Below are 14,579 nucleotides of genomic sequence, written 5' to 3'. Positions count from 1 at the left end.
GAGGATTAGCCCAGGATGGGATTGGCTCGGTACCGGCGATCGCCCCGTACTTTTTAGTTAGTCGAATTAGGCGCGCGATCTATCTGAGGTACGAGAAGTTTTAAATTGAATGTACGGGGAATATATCTTAAGTAAGATTTGAGGAAATCTGCTGGAATTCTGCACAATCTTTCCCATACATAGGTATGCTGTAAAAAATAGATTTCTCCAAAAAATATTTTAAAAGACAGAGGGGACGGCTATCCCACAAGAGTTATCAGAGAAGTTTCATGAAAATTGCGCTGTCCAACTTGAGAACCTGGTTAAGCCCGATCGCGATCGCAGTTGTCTTTGGTTTAATCTCAGATATTGCACCGTTCCTGTAGAACCTGTAGGAGGGATTTATGTTGTGGGTTTAGGAGAGTGGATCGGTTTTTTGGCTTTGATAGTCTCGCTCTATATTTTGTGGAAAATTAGAGCGGTCATTTTATTGTTTTTTACTGCCGTAATTTTAGCGATCGCTCTCAACCGTTTAGTGCGAAGATTGCAGCAGTCTGGTGCTAGGCGCGAACTGGCGATCGCTTTAACAGTTGGCATTGTACTGGCGATCTCATCTGTTTTTATTTTCCTGATATTCACGCGCCTCAGCTCTCAATTTGAACAGCTAACTCAACTTATCCCGCTAGGGATAGAAAAACTGCGATTGTGGATCGACTGGTTGCAAGCAAAAGTGCCGGAACTGGCCTTAAATAATATTCCCAATCTTGATAATTTAAGCCAACAACTCCAAACCCTTTCTCAGTGGATAATTTCCCATATCTATCTATTTTTATCCAACTCCCTCAATTTAGTAATTAATTTCTTGTTAATTACCGTTTTGACAATTATGCTTGTGGTAAATCCCGTGCCGTACCGCCAAGTAATAATCAGGCTGTTTCCCGCTTTTTACCGCCACCGAGTCGATGAAATTCTGACTGAATGTGAAAAAAATTTAATGGGCTGGTTGACAGGAATTGCATTCAGCATGAGTTTTATTGGGATTGCGAGCACTGTGGGTCTGTTTCTCTTGCAAGTGCAACTGCCTTTGGTTAACGGATTTTTAGTTAGCATTTTTATTAGCTTTAATTCCTTATGTTGGCGCGATTTTGAGTGTCGTTCCACCCATGTTGCTAGCCTTGTTATATTCTCTAGGAAAAGCAGGTGCCGTATTGTTACTTTATTTTGCAATTCAACAAATAGAAGGCAACTTTATTACACCTATGATCGTGGAAAAGCAAGTGTCCCTGCTCCCGGCATATACCTTAGCTTTGTTGGGAGCATTTGGTTCTTTATTGGGGTTTTTAGGATTATTGCTAGCGCTTCCAATCCTAATTGTTGCTCAAACTTGGGTTAAAGAAGTTGTAATCAAAGATATATTAGATCGCTGGGAAACCGCTCCCTCCCGGAAACCCTGAAATGATATTATGTTATACTAATACCAATTTCATAAAGTAGCGCTAGATATTACCCTCCCAACCCCCCTTATTAAGGGGAGGGCTAAGACTTCATATCAAATCCGGTAGCATCAGAATGATTCAGATATATATTCTCGGACTCTGTGTACTCTGTGTTCTAATAAGGTTAAATGATTCCGATGCAAGCTGAAACGATATCATCCATAGCACATCTTTACAAAAATGGTATAAATTCGGGTTTGGGATATTCTTTACGAACCAGTCGGCGCAGGCCGACATCGTTTTTGTAGACGCGGTTTCAACCGCCCAATCATCTTGAAAGTCCTGATTTTAATTATCCGGTTTCCTACACCCTTTTGATATGTATAGCAATCCTAAATCATTTGTGAATTTCTTACTTCCTCCCCTTAATAAGGGGAGGGTTGGGGTGGGGTAAAAAACTTTACGACTCCTGCAAGGAAGGACTGCTATATCTGATTCAAGAATTTGAGTTCTGATGCAGTAATTGCTGAATATCCGTCCGCAAGGCAGCAATTTCAGCGCTCAGGGCTGCAATTGATTTTGCTCCTGCTAATTCGGCTTCCTCATCCTCTGCATCGCGACCGATAAAAAATGTGGCGATTGTCGCAGTTACATAACCAAAAACTGCAAAAGCATAAAGTGCCAAAACAAGGCAAAGTATGCGGCCTTCAGGCGTTTTTGGCCAATATTCCGAACCCAATGTCATCATCAACATTGCCGTCCACCACAAAGCAGTGGCGTAATTATTTAAACCGGAGGAACTGTCGCCGACATCTTTTTCAAACGCATACATCCCCGCTGCGCCTACCAAGGTAATAATTATTGTTAGTCCTACAACATAACCAAATCCCCTGCGTTGAACACTTGCAGCTAAGGCCCGCATCCCTCGATTGGTACGAGTCATGACTCGCAACAACTGCAAACTTCGGACAGCCCGTGCTGTCTTAAATGCTCGGAAAATTCGGATAAATCGAAAGGTACGCAAAGCCGGTAACAGCAGAGAAAAAACTGCGCTCCAATTGCTTTTGATATAGGAAATTTTGCGCGGTGCAATGGCGAGTTTAAGTATAAAATCTGCAATAAAAATCGCCCAAATTGTGTTGCTGGCGACTTCTAAAAACCGGTTTAATTCCCAAATTAATTCAACTATAAATAGAGCTAGCCACACAAATGACAGCACCAGCATGGGAGTTTCCAGCCAATCTTCTAGCTGCTGTAAAATCTCGTTGCGCTCTTGTTCTAGGGCTGGTTTTTCTGCAAGGTTTGGGTCGCTCATAGGTTAAGTCAGCGATCCAGAGCGTCGATTTTTTGCGATCGGCTTTGGCGATCGGCGATCGCACCGAGGACTCTCTGTTCTGGTTCCGAGACTTCCCCGCTACTTTCAGCAATGCGGCGGCATTGAGCTAATAGCGGTACGGCAAAGTCGGGGTTGAGTTGCTCTAACAAGGCATCTAATGGTTCGGGGGATTTTATATTAGTAGCAATCGTATTCAGAGAATGGGCATTTAATTGCAACACCTTTAATCCTGGCAAAATATCTTCCCAGTTTTTGTTGGGATAACTTGCTAGAATCATGTGCACAATAATTTGATCCATAACTGCTTGTTGGGCGATCGCCACATCGAGATATTCTTCGCTTTGTTGCTGAATTGCTTGCAGCGTTTCGGTTGCAGGTTCATCAGCATCCTCCCTCAATTTGGCTTCATAAAACTCGCGCGCCGCATATCCCAGCGCGTACAGCATCGTAGCATTCGTACTCGCACCAATCATCGCACCGGCCAGCGGTACGTTGCGTAAAAAACCCAAACCTGCTTTCATGGCGTTGCTACCGCCCAGCGCCAACCCAAAAATTGCCAAAACCTCGCCTTTTCGCCCTGGATCTTGCAAATCCATCCCATAGGCGGCAGCAATTTCATAAACCATTTCAGTTTGAATCGCAGTAGTCGCGACTAAATCGATCGCCAACAGTGCAGCCGCGACACCGGGTAAAAGGCTGCTAGCAAGTCCGACACCACCTGCTTGGATCGCTTTTTGCACCATGATGCGATGGGCAATTTCGCTGGAATTTTCCTTGGGATACTGTTGTTGGAGTTGCTTGACTTCCGCTTCGGCTTTGGCCAAATCGACGCGCGAGGTAACTCCAACTAACCAATCAACCCTGAACACACCTGCAACTTGTCTGACAAAAGGAAGATTCCCAACAAAAGTCACAACTTGTCCGGTTCCCTGCGTTGCGTGTCCAATTAATCGATAAGTTTGTTTAGCAGCAGCTTCCCCCAAATTAACTGCCGTATCAACAGCCGCTTTGCCTGCATTCAGTGCAGATTCTGCTGTCTCCGCAACCACATTTAACAAACTAGACTTTTGCTGCAAATCAGTTTTTTCTTCTGGGTTTGATTGGTCATTCATCACTGTTTTTTAAATTAACGACAATATGCCAGGTTTTCAGATTGGACGTAGCCTTTCAGAGGTACTGTAATGGGCACCCAACCATCGCTTCCTAAACCTTCAATCGTCACTCTTCGTCCCTTCGCAACGAAACCAGCCGTTTCTCCATCAGTCGAAGGTGTTTGATGTACGTTAATTCCTCTGACGGCTGCAACTAAGCGGCAGTCAGTAGGAGGCGGAGCATTTGCAGTTTCGCACTCTCCGAGAAAACCACCGTATACGTAGCCTTTTAGCGGTGCTGTAATTGGCACCCAACCATTCTCGCCCAGACTTTGAATTGTCACAGTTCTGCCGGAGCCGATGATGCCGACTGCTTGGCTGTTACTGTTCGCTTCTTGCCGCACGTTAAGACCGTTACTAGCAATTACCTGGCGACAGCTATTGGGTATTTGTGCTAGTAAATATTCACCTGTATTTTGAAGTTTAACGTTTTGAGTTTGATTGGTTTCGCTAGCAAACGCCGGAGCAACTAAAACCGTTGCACTCAACAATAACGAACTTGTTAAACTTGTATATTTTTTCCAGCTTCCATTCTGTTTCATCACTTGATCTGGTTTTAACTCTTTATGTCAACAGCCTATCTCAAATTTTGATTTCGCTCATCTGCTTAAAGCATGAATAAAGAATCACTCGCAAGACATAAAAAAGTTATATTTGCTGCCGTGCTGGTCAGATTTTCAAGGTCGATCGCCGGTAATCAAGCATAAACGCGCGGTTTGCGATCGCCCACAGCATCAATCATTGCCGCTGCCAAACTCAGCAAAGAGCCAGTCCTCTACGCAGCTAATAGCTTATGTGCACACTGCACACTTGACCGATATGGGTGTTTGTCAAAGTATTTTTTGCGTGCAGGACTGTTAAAATAATCGCAGAGCGATCGCAGGAAACAGTCATGCTGTCAGTAAAAGAAGCAGAATCGATCATACTAAATTTGGCGCAATCTCCCGACAGTCAGCGGGATGTAGAAACAGTAGACTTGCTGGCAGCATCGGGGCGAATCTTGGCCGCGCCTGTGACAAGTTCCCTCGATTTTCCTTATTGGGACAATTCGGCAATGGATGGATATGCCGTGCGGTTTGCCGATGTGGAAAATTGCAGCGCCGAAAAACCAGCGGTGCTCGAAGTAGTTGAGGAGATTCCAGCGGGATATCTGCCTCAAATTACGGTGCAGCGGGGCTGGGCGGCGCGAATTTTTACCGGGGCTATGATGCCGGATGGTGCTGATACGGTGGTAATGCAGGAAGAAACGAGGCGTGAGGGCGATCGTATTTTTGTCTTAGTTGCTCCTGAAAAACCGCAAGCTTTTGTCAGGCACAAAGGCGCTTTTTATCAAGCAGAAACAACTTTGATGGATCGCGGTACTGCTATCAATGCGCCAGAAATAGCAGTGTTAGCAACTGCACAGTGCATTAAAGTTCCCGTTTACAAGCGCGTGCGCGTCGCTATTTTTTCTACTGGTGACGAATTGGTATCGCCGGACAAACCTTTGAGTCCTGGGAAACTGGTAGACTCGAATCAGTATGCTTTGTCTGTTTTGTTGGCGCAAATGGGATGTGAGCCGATCGGATTGGGGATAATTCCCGATCGCGAAGATGCGCTACAAAAGGCGATCGCCCAGGCTGTTTCGACAGCGGATGTAGTGCTTTCTACGGGCGGTGTCTCGGTAGGAGACTACGATTATGTAGAGAAAATTTTGGCAGATTTAGGAGGTAAAATTCACATTCAGGCTGTGGCGATTAAACCGGGAAAACCCTTAACCGTTGCTGCGTTTAAACGAGATGAAACAAAATCTGATGCGCCGATTTCGAGTTCGGATTGTCTCTATTTTGGTTTGCCCGGAAATCCGGTTTCAGCTTTAGTCTGCTGTTGGCGGTTTGTTGTGCCTGCTTTGAGAAAGATGTCTGGGCTGGGCGCGGATGCTTGGGGGCCGGAGTTTGTCAAGGCTAGGTGTAATGCTGAATTGCGATCGCACGGCAAGCGCGAAACTTATGTTTGGGGTAAACTACATTTAGTGGCGGGAGTCTGGGAATTTGAACCAGCTAGCGGCAGTCAAAATTCAGCGAATTTAATTAACCTCGCTAATACAACTGGTTTAGCAGTTTTGCCAGCAGCAGAAACCTGGATTCCCCCAGGCGAATTTGTTGAAGTTTTAAAAGTTAGTCATTAGTCATTGGTCATTAGTCATTAGTCATTAGTCATTAATCTTCCTTATTCCTTCTTCCTTCTTCCTTATTCCTTCTTTTTACCATGAGCGAAGCCGTTATAGCCTTCTTCCTGATGACTTGGACGTTCGCTCGGAGGAGACAGCACTAATGACTACTATAGCCTTTCTGTGCTCTCATATGAGGTACTATCCGGCATAGGGCATAGGCCTCCGTGGGCATAGGGCATACCTCACTTTTGTGATAACCGCTATAACTAATGACTAATGACCAATGACTAATGACTAATGACCAATGACTACTGACTAATGACTACTGACTAATGACTACTGACTACTGACTACTGACTACTGACTAATGACTACTGACTAATGACTACTGACTACTGACTACTGACTACTGACTACTGACTACTGACTTCATATTATGAGAATTTTAATTGTTGAAGACGATCCGATGATGCAACTGGGATTAGAGCAAGTATTAGCAGATTCGCCAGAAATAGAAATAGTAGGGCAAGCAGAAGACGGGTATTTAGGAGTAGCTGCTGCACTGAAACTCAAGCCTGATATTATCGTTATGGATATCGGTTTGCCCAGGCTAGACGGCATAGCAGCCACTCAAAAAATTAAATCACAAATGCCGGAAGTTCGAGTGGTAATGTTAACTTCTCACACAGCAGAAATTGAAATTATTGCAGCACTTTCTAGCGGTGCTGATGCTTATTGTATTAAAGGTGCTTCCGTAGACAGGCTGTTAGCGGCGATCGCAGCGGCAGCAGAGGGGGCTACATACCTTGACCCTCAAATTGCCCGCACTGTGATCGAGCATCTCAAACCGCCGGCACCAGCCTCTACAGCTACTTTTGGTCAGTTGTCGCAGCGGGAGTTGGAGGTATTAAAGTTAATGGTGGAAGGTAACAGCAATCCAGAGATAGCAGCGGCGCTTTACTTGAGTCCAAATACTATTAAAACTCACGTTCGCGGTATTATGAATAAGTTGGCTGTGGATGACCGCGTGCAAGCGGCAGTTGTAGCCCTGAGAACCGGGTTGGTTTAAAGAAGTCAGCAGTCATCCGTCATCCGTCATTAGTCAGCAGTCATTAGTTATTTTTTGTTTGCTACCAATGCTTTTGGCCTCATTCTTAATTTCCAACTCCCAATTCCCAATTCCCAATTAATTCCTAATTCCCAAAAAGTTTATGTCAGAGTGGATAGAAATCGGTACAATTGTAGCAGCTCAAGGTTTGGACGGGGAAGTGCGAGTCTATCCCGATTCAGATTTCCCGGAAAGATTTATCGAACCGGGGAAGCGGTGGCTTTTGCGCCCTAACAAAAGTGAACCGGAACCGATCGAGTTTTTGGGAGGTCGCTACATACCGGGCAAAGGCTTGTATGCTGTAGAGGTGGAGGGCGTGGAAGACCGCGATGGTGCCGAGGCGCTGCGGGGCTGTAAGTTGTTTGTAGAAAAGACCGATCGACCTTACCTCGAACCTGATGAGTTTTACGTGCAAGATTTGATCGGCATGGAAGTTTTTAACCAATTAACCGGGGAAATTTTAGGCAAAGTAAGTGATATTCTTGCCGCAGGTAACGACCTGTTAGAAGTAGAAACAAATCTAACGCCGCCAGAACTAGAAAAGCCCAAAAAAGCTGAAACTCCCAAAACAAACCCTGACCCCAGAAATACCCGCAAACCACGGAAAATCCGCGAGAAACAGCCTAAATCAACAAAAATCTTGATTCCTTTCGTGCAAGAGATTGTGCCAGTTGTTGACTTAGAAAAAGGCCGAATTGAAATTGTGCCTCCCGCTGGTTTGTTAGACTAATATCAAAATATTTTGGTGCGTCGTTAACGAAATTTTCACCACTATTTGATTGGCGAGAAGCGACGCACCAAACCGCATGGGCTGGCTGATTGACCCCGACAAAGAATTGATCTTTGTCTACCGAAGCGATCGCACCATTGCTGTATTTGATCGACCCCAAGACAAACTTCCCGCCGTTCCAGACTTCGCCACTGCCCTTGAGTTCACCGTCGGTAAAATCGACCGTTGGCTGGAGAACTAAAATTCAATACGCGATTGTTAAAACTGTTCGAGAGGTCGAATACTCTCTATCTAGATATTAAGTATCGTGTCTATTATTGCTATATCGCACGATTAAATAACTAATTGAAAGGGCCAAAATTGCCGTCGATAGACCTATCAAATCTGCTGCTGTTTTTTTCTCTAAATCAAGAATAATTATTTTTCGAGATACGGCTATTAAAGAAGTTACAATAACTAGCTCTACTTGAATTACGTGTTTCTTGAGATAGGCTGTAATATTTTCTAATATTTCCAGAGCAATTAAAACATTTAAAAATAACCCAAACATGACAAACAACGTGTCTTTTAGCAAAGTGTGGTCGTCGTTAAACAACTCTTTTCCTAAATAAATCAGCAAATCGCAAACACTAACGATAATTACCACAATCATCGCCAGTGAGAGAATTTTCGATATTATTACTTCTACATTTTCTGTAAAATGCAGAAAATTTTGATCGCTGTCAAACCTAGAAATTCGCCTAAATATTTTTTTCAGCATACCAGTTATATCATGTGCGTCGAATTGCCAGCGATCGAACTCTGTGCCGCGGTGGGGCGGGTTGATGTAGCCCGATCGCCTGCCGTCCCCCTACCGAGGGGACAAAAAATTGCTCTTGCGCCAACCCCTACTTTCCCTACAACCAGGGAGATGCAAGGATCTCTCCTGGCAAGAAACAGCGTTAACCCAGGTGTATTGGTATATAGATTGTGTGTTTGAATTATATATTGTTTTTGAACCAGCCCCTAGGGGAATTAGATTAAATCAGGTTTTAATACCCCGTAGATTCTTCAGTCGCCCTCCGGCGGACATCCTTTGACGCTTAGGCGATTTCCGTCGCCTTTCGATTCTTTAAGGGAGTAGGTTGGGGCGGCGGGTTGGGGCGTCGGGTTTACAGGATTTCTCGTTTGTATTGCTGCATACATTCGTGAACTAGCCCCTACGGGAATTATCCTAAAGCCGGCTTTAATACCCCGTTTCCTCTTCAGTCGCCCTCCGGCGCGCACATCCTTTGACGCTGACGATTTCAATCGCCGAGTCCTGCTACAATACAGATTATTTATGTTAAATCGCAAACAAATTGCATTTTATTTAGAAGACATTGAAACGCCCGCAGGGAGAACCGTCAGTTTAATTATTACCGGACTCATTCTCCTATCTACTGCCAGCTTTATCGCAGAAACTTACCCGATTTCCGAATCAGTTAGAACTCGATTAGCAACTCTCGACACCGCTCTTTTAGTCGTTTTTACTGTTGAATATTTAGTGCGGCTGTGGTGCGCTGATCATAAATTTAAGTTTATTTTTAGTTTTTTTTCGATAGTCGATTTGCTGGCAATATTACCATTTTTACTGGGATTTGTCAATGTCAGTTTTATTCGGATTTTTCGCTGGTTTAGAATTCTCCGACTCATCCGCTTTCTGGAATTAAAAAATTCGGTTTTTCGCATCAGCACCGAAGATGGGGTTATTTTTTCCCGGATTGTGTTTACTTTACTGGCGATAATTTTTGTTTATTCTGGTTTGATTTATCAAGTCGAACATTCGGAAAATCCCGCAGCTTTTGGGACTTTTTTGGATGCTGTTTATTTTTCGGTTGTCACGATGACTACGGTGGGATTTGGCGATGTTACTCCGATTTCAGAATCCGGCCGTTTTCTAACTATTTTGATGATTTTGACGGGAATTGCTCTGATTCCTTGGCAGTTGGGGGATTTGATTAAACAGTTAGTTAAAAGTGCTAATCAAGTAGAGATTGTTTGTAAGGGTTGCGGTTGGTTAGTACATGATGCTAATGCTAAATTCTGTAAAATGTGTGGCACTCAGTTGGATAATGGTTGACTGTTGGCTGTTGTTATTAGTTATTTGTTAGTAGTTATTTGTTAGTAGTTATTTGTTATTTGTTAGTGGTTATTTGTTATTTGTTAGTGGTTATTTGTTAGTGGTTATTTGTTAGGGGCAACCAATAACTAATAACTAATAACTAACAACCAACAACCAATCACCAATTACCAATTACCAATAACTAACAACCAACAAGCAATCACCAATCACCAATCACCAACAACCAATAACCAACAACTAGCAACTAATAACCAACAACCAACAACCAACAACCAACAACCAACAACCAACAACCAACAACCAACAACCAATAACCAATAACCAACAACCAATAACCAATAACCAACAACCAATAACCAATAACTTCTTTAAGCTAAAGGTAACAAGATTTCAAATTCGGTACCTGTTCCTAATTGCGATCGCATTCTGAATGCGCCGCCGTGTTTGCCCGTCACGATTTGATAGCTAACTGCTAAGCTGGTTTCTTTGAGGGCGCGTTTTTCGGCAGAGAATGATTCTATGATTCTTTTGTACTTGTGAGGTGACATTCCCGGCCCGTTATCTGCTATGCGAATCGAAACCCAGCGATCGTGAAGTTTGTTCAAGTCGCTCGCAGGTTCGGGACAGCACACTTGGGTTGTAATTTCAATTTGAGGCTGGCGATCGCCCTCTCTGATTCCTCCACCCTTGAACTCCTTCGCCAATTCTTGACCGACTGCTTCGTTAATTAATGTATGAATAGCATTGGTCAAGATATTCATAAATACTTGGTTTAGCTGTCCTGCATAGCACGGCACGGGCGGCAGGTAGCCGTAGTTTTTCACTACTTTTATTTCCCTGGTCAAACGACTTTTGAGCAGCAAGAGTATGCTGTCTATATTGGCGTGCAAGTCGGTCGGTTTGGGATAAATATCGTCGATGTGGCAGAAATTTTGCAAACTGGTTGCTAACTTACTCAAACGTTCGGCTCCGGCTTTGATGCTGGCCACAGTTCGCAGGAAATCGTTTTGCAAAAAGTCATAGTCTATCTTTTCTTTGAGCTGTGCTATTTCCGGCGGTTGTTCGGTACAGTGCGCGTCGTAAACTAAGAGCAACTCCATCAAGTTTTTGCTGTAGTCGCTGACGTAGGTTAAATTCCCCCAAATAAAGCCCACCGGATCTAAAATTTCGTGGGCTACTCCGTTGACTAAACGGCCTAAACTAGCCATTTTTTCGCTTTGAATCATTTGAGTTTGGGCTCTTTCGTAGCGGACTTGAGTTTCTATGCCGCGAATTTGCCAGTAGGCGATGTTTAGTGCGTGAGGGTTTAAGAGTCGGTAAGATTGGGAGTCTATTTGGACGACGATTGGTTCTGACTGCAATTCGGGCGATCGGCGCAAAGCTTGTGGAGCTCCCGCCAAAATCGTTGTACTCTCTGCGAGCAATAATATTTCGACGCGAGCGTAACTGTAGAGCACTTTCAGTGGCAGGTGCAAAAATAGCTCAGGGCCTTGGGGTTTGAGCAGATATTCCAGCAGTTGTCTGCGCGAGATCATGCCCGCAAACTCTCCTGCTTCGATCAAGACGACTCCCGGCACCAGGGGATGCTGTTCAAAGATTTCGGCAACGGCCACGGCCAAGCAGCTCGATTTTACCTGAAATTCATACAGGGGCAAATCCCAGAGGGTAGACTCTAGTGAAAGGTCTTGATGGCTGCCTTCGGAAAGTGAAGGGCTTTGTAGTTTGGAACTGAATGTATTTGCCACTGGAACTTTATAATTGCCGAAATGCTGGAACAGTAAAATGAGAACCCACTACTAAGGTAGCCTATCATTTCACCGCAGCAGCGAACCAGAAAACTGTTTTTGAGTTAATCATGTTTTGCGAACTATTGGCAGGAGAATTTCAAATTTGGTGTTCTGGCCTGGTTGCGATCGCAAAAAAAGTTGGCCGCCGTGCTTTTCTGTGACGATTTGATGGCAGATAGCCAGCCCCATACCGCTGCCTTTCCCTGCCGGTTTTGTGGTAAAAAAGGTATCAAATATTTGCTGATGATGTTCTGGGGCAATGCCCGGCCCGTTATCAGCAATCTCAATTGCTACCTGCTGGCCCTGTTCAGTTTCTCTGACATTAGTGGTAATTTCGATTTGGGGCTGCCAGTTATCCGCGCACTCGGTCTGTATTTCTCTATTTGCTGCGTACTCTGTCAGGGCATCTATAGCATTAACTAACAAATTCAAAAACACCTGACTCAACTGACCGGAGTAGCCGCTAACTAGGGGCAGTTCGCCGTAAATTTTTACCACTCTTATGCTATTCTTCAAGCGGTTTTTGAGAATTAACAGCGTCATATCCACGCATTCGTGAATGTCTGTATCCATTGGCTTTGTCTCGTCCATATGAGAGAAGTGGTGCAGCCCGTTCACTATTTTTAGCAATTGCGAGGCTCCCAACTCCATCCCTTCTAAGGTGATCGGCAAATCTTCTTGTAAAAAATCAAATTCAATTTCTTCTTTGAGGGCATTAATTCGGGGAGACGGTTCCGAATATTCCTCTTCATAAGCTGACATTAGTTGCAGCAAATTTTCAAAATAGGACAGCAGAAAAGTCAAATTTCCCCAAATACTGTTCAGCGGATTTCTAATTTCGTGGGCTACTTCTGCGACAATTCTCCCCAGACTCGCCATTTTTTCGGTTTGAATGAGTTTCGCTTGGGTTTGTTTTTTTAGCAGCTTATTTGTTAGTTGGTGAATTCGGGATTGAGCCACCATTAATTGGTGTGAGTCTAACAATTTGTAAGTCTGGGGTGCTACTTCCACTACTACGGGTTCGTAGACTAATTCTGCTAACCTGTAAAGAGATTCCGATGCGGCTTCTACTATTAATTTACTGCCGGGAAGCACCAGCAGCTCTTGCTTGGAAAACCTGTACAATACCTCGATCGGTCGCTTAAAAAACATTTCTAACCCGTAGCGCCTGTTAATTTTTTCATAAAAATAACGCCTGGATATCATGCCGACAAAAGTACCCCGCTCGGTCAAAATGACTCCGGGAAGCATGGAACTTCCTTCAAAAGCCTGGGCTACTTCTTTTGCCTGTTGGGTTAAGTCAATTTGACAGTTGTAGAGAGGCAAATCTAGGAGAGTTGATTCTAAGGATATATCCCAACTACAAATTTCATTGATATGCAAAACGGATAACTCCGAGTTAGTCTCATGCACAGCAAACATAGATGAAACCCCTGTTAAATTTTGTATTGATGGATAAGTTAAGTTGCTATTAATGGCTAACGGGTAATTGCTAGTTTGTCAAATTTTAACAGCACCCAACGGGAAAACCCGATCGCAATAGCATGGTCTGCTAAGGATTTTGTTTCTAAATCAATGTTAAACGATCGAAGCTTTTGTGGAACTTACGGAACTCTGCTGTAAACTTTTTACCATGATATACCCTGCGATCGCGTGTTTTCCGAAAAATCTTAAAAATCTATCAATAGATTAGTGCAATCTGTTATGCTATTTTCCTCTGTCGGTAAAGAGTTGGAGTGCGATCGCCCGTCATCGATAAATATACTGACATCCTTCGAGAGTTCGACGGCCCGGATTCGCACAGTCTCAGGAACTTGAGACACCAGCCCGCAAAACTGGCCCGGAGGCAAAAATCGGCAGATTGTACTGTATTTAAGCAAAAATGCCAATGCAGGCAAGTTTCCAACTCCAACTCCAACAACCCCTAAATCTTAGTTTGCGAAAGCCCGCGCCAGTCAGTCGATTTGAGATTTTAGATACTTCGACTTCGCCCTACAAGTTTGAGATTTACTCCACAGATGAATCAGCGAGCAGGAACAATAGCCTAAAATTTTAGTTGTGTGGGTGCCGGTTTACCTGAATTTTTTGTTGCTATCAAAGATGTCAGTCAAGGGAGCCCCTACCGAATCCCAAAAAACCTAGAAGCGGGCGCTAGCGAAGAATCACGAAATCACAGCCAGAAGATGAAAGCAAAAGGGAGCATCTGGTGTGTGGCAAAAAGCATTTTTTTATTGAGCGTGCGATCGTCCCCGCTCGCATATTGTACTCGCTCTTCGGGGACGATCGCACTATAAACGCAAAACACCAGATGCTCCCAAGCAAAACCCGCTTGACCCCTCGAATATTTATTGATTTGTCCCCACTTACTTGGTATATAAAAACGAGTTATTCAAGCGCAAGTCTTAAACCCATCGACCCACAACAACCCTCACCGTTCCATCCGCCAAAGTTTCCTCTTTTTCAACATGAAAACCCTCGGACTGCACCGCCGCCATCAACTGGCGGCGCGCGTATTTTTGACTAATTGAATTGACAAATTCTTGCTTGTTAATTCTAGCGCCCCAAAAATCCGCAACCAATTCGTAATTCTCTCCATTGCGACGAAAACCCAAATCGTAACCGTTGGATTGCCGAATCACATACTCCGCATTAGTTTTGTCGCCCTGATAACCCCGCACCTGCACGTTGGACTCTACGTTATAACCCAACTCTTCCAACACTTGATGCAGCAGTTCGCCATTGGTGATTTGAACCTCGATCGTTGTGAAGTGTGACATATCACTTTCAGATTTTTGT

At 44.1% G+C, this 14,579-nt stretch carries 15 protein-coding genes and 2 pseudogenes; 7 read left to right on the top strand and 10 right to left on the bottom strand.

The genetic code is table 11. From position 1 onward, the window contains the following. Positions 1-388: 388 nt before the first annotated feature. Both QUA97_RS14795 and QUA97_RS14790 read left to right on the top strand, forming a co-directional pair. A pseudogene (locus QUA97_RS14795) lies at positions 389-1,033 on the top strand (AI-2E family transporter); the annotation flags it as partial. A gap of 109 nt (positions 1,034-1,142) precedes the next feature. Next, positions 1,143-1,433 carry an AI-2E family transporter gene (locus QUA97_RS14790; RefSeq protein WP_333195056.1) on the top strand — a complete coding sequence of 97 codons (291 nt, stop codon included), beginning with the start codon at positions 1,143-1,145 and terminating at the stop codon, positions 1,431-1,433. Between the two features lie 478 nt (positions 1,434-1,911). Here the strand turns inward: QUA97_RS14790 and QUA97_RS14785 are convergent, their stop codons facing one another. From QUA97_RS14785 to QUA97_RS14775, 3 genes are read right to left on the bottom strand one after another with little or no spacing between them, the layout of a single operon-like run. Then, positions 1,912-2,730 carry an ion transporter gene (locus QUA97_RS14785; RefSeq protein WP_194071032.1) on the bottom strand — a complete coding sequence of 273 codons (819 nt, stop codon included), beginning with the start codon at positions 2,728-2,730 and terminating at the stop codon, positions 1,912-1,914. 8 nt (positions 2,731-2,738) lie between these two features. Then, positions 2,739-3,863 carry a hypothetical protein gene (locus tag QUA97_RS14780; RefSeq protein ID WP_194071033.1) on the bottom strand — a complete coding sequence of 375 codons (1,125 nt, stop codon included), beginning with the start codon at positions 3,861-3,863 and terminating at the stop codon, positions 2,739-2,741. Between the two features lie 14 nt (positions 3,864-3,877). Further along, on the bottom strand, positions 3,878-4,444 hold the full coding sequence (locus QUA97_RS14775; protein WP_194071034.1) for an SH3 domain-containing protein: 567 nt from the start codon (positions 4,442-4,444) through the stop codon (positions 3,878-3,880). A 350-nt stretch (positions 4,445-4,794) separates the two neighbouring features. On the opposite strand from QUA97_RS14775, the gene QUA97_RS14770 reads away from it, so the two are divergent. From QUA97_RS14770 to QUA97_RS14755, 4 genes are all read left to right on the top strand, one after another. Continuing rightward, the gene (locus tag QUA97_RS14770; RefSeq protein ID WP_333195054.1) at positions 4,795-6,069 is read left to right on the top strand and encodes a molybdopterin molybdotransferase MoeA; all 1,275 of its coding nucleotides are present in this window, start codon (positions 4,795-4,797) and stop codon (positions 6,067-6,069) included. A gap of 421 nt (positions 6,070-6,490) precedes the next feature. Next, positions 6,491-7,123 carry a response regulator gene (locus QUA97_RS14765; RefSeq protein ID WP_194012767.1) on the top strand — a complete coding sequence of 211 codons (633 nt, stop codon included), beginning with the start codon at positions 6,491-6,493 and terminating at the stop codon, positions 7,121-7,123. Positions 7,124-7,265: 142 nt separating this feature from the next. Further along, the gene (rimM, locus tag QUA97_RS14760; protein WP_194071036.1) at positions 7,266-7,892 is read left to right on the top strand and encodes a ribosome maturation factor RimM; all 627 of its coding nucleotides are present in this window, start codon (positions 7,266-7,268) and stop codon (positions 7,890-7,892) included. 49 nt (positions 7,893-7,941) lie between these two features. After that, positions 7,942-8,133, top strand: a complete 192-nt coding sequence (locus QUA97_RS14755) for a hypothetical protein (protein WP_194071037.1) — start codon at positions 7,942-7,944, stop codon at positions 8,131-8,133. Between the two features lie 57 nt (positions 8,134-8,190). Here QUA97_RS14755 and QUA97_RS14750 read toward each other — a convergent pair whose 3' ends face one another. Beyond that, positions 8,191-8,652: a phosphate-starvation-inducible PsiE family protein gene (locus QUA97_RS14750; RefSeq protein WP_194071038.1), complete on the bottom strand. Its 462-nt coding sequence runs from the start codon at positions 8,650-8,652 to the stop codon at positions 8,191-8,193. 561 nt (positions 8,653-9,213) lie between these two features. On the opposite strand from QUA97_RS14750, the gene QUA97_RS14745 reads away from it, so the two are divergent. Beyond that, the gene (locus tag QUA97_RS14745) at positions 9,214-9,993 is read left to right on the top strand and encodes an ion transporter (RefSeq protein ID WP_333195050.1); all 780 of its coding nucleotides are present in this window, start codon (positions 9,214-9,216) and stop codon (positions 9,991-9,993) included. 167 nt (positions 9,994-10,160) lie between these two features. Here the strand turns inward: QUA97_RS14745 and QUA97_RS14740 are convergent. The 6 genes and pseudogenes from QUA97_RS14740 to QUA97_RS14715 all read right to left on the bottom strand — a co-directional run bounded on the left by QUA97_RS14740 (position 10,161) and on the right by QUA97_RS14715 (position 14,560). After that, positions 10,161-10,349, bottom strand: a pseudogene (locus QUA97_RS14740) (hypothetical protein). A gap of 15 nt (positions 10,350-10,364) precedes the next feature. Continuing rightward, positions 10,365-11,741, bottom strand: a complete 1,377-nt coding sequence (locus tag QUA97_RS14735) for an ATP-binding protein (protein WP_194071040.1) — start codon at positions 11,739-11,741, stop codon at positions 10,365-10,367. A gap of 108 nt (positions 11,742-11,849) precedes the next feature. Then, positions 11,850-13,205 carry a sensor histidine kinase gene (locus tag QUA97_RS14730; protein WP_194071041.1) on the bottom strand — a complete coding sequence of 452 codons (1,356 nt, stop codon included), beginning with the start codon at positions 13,203-13,205 and terminating at the stop codon, positions 11,850-11,852. A gap of 248 nt (positions 13,206-13,453) precedes the next feature. After that, a complete protein-coding gene (locus tag QUA97_RS14725; RefSeq protein WP_194071042.1) occupies positions 13,454-13,672 on the bottom strand; it encodes a hypothetical protein in 219 nt (72 codons plus the stop codon). Positions 13,673-13,953: 281 nt separating this feature from the next. Further along, positions 13,954-14,088 (bottom strand): hypothetical protein, encoded by a 135-nt coding sequence (locus QUA97_RS14720; protein ID WP_255515899.1) that lies wholly within the window; start codon positions 14,086-14,088, stop codon positions 13,954-13,956. A 97-nt stretch (positions 14,089-14,185) separates the two neighbouring features. Continuing rightward, positions 14,186-14,560: a DUF1257 domain-containing protein gene (locus QUA97_RS14715; RefSeq protein ID WP_194013147.1), complete on the bottom strand. Its 375-nt coding sequence runs from the start codon at positions 14,558-14,560 to the stop codon at positions 14,186-14,188. Positions 14,561-14,579 lie beyond the last annotated feature (19 nt).

Source organism: Microcoleus sp. CZ3-B2 (assembly GCF_036705055.1).
Classification (GTDB): domain Bacteria; phylum Cyanobacteriota; class Cyanobacteriia; order Cyanobacteriales; family Microcoleaceae; genus Microcoleus.
Note: the sequence above shows the minus strand (reverse complement) of the source record. Positions and strands in the feature narration are given on the sequence as shown.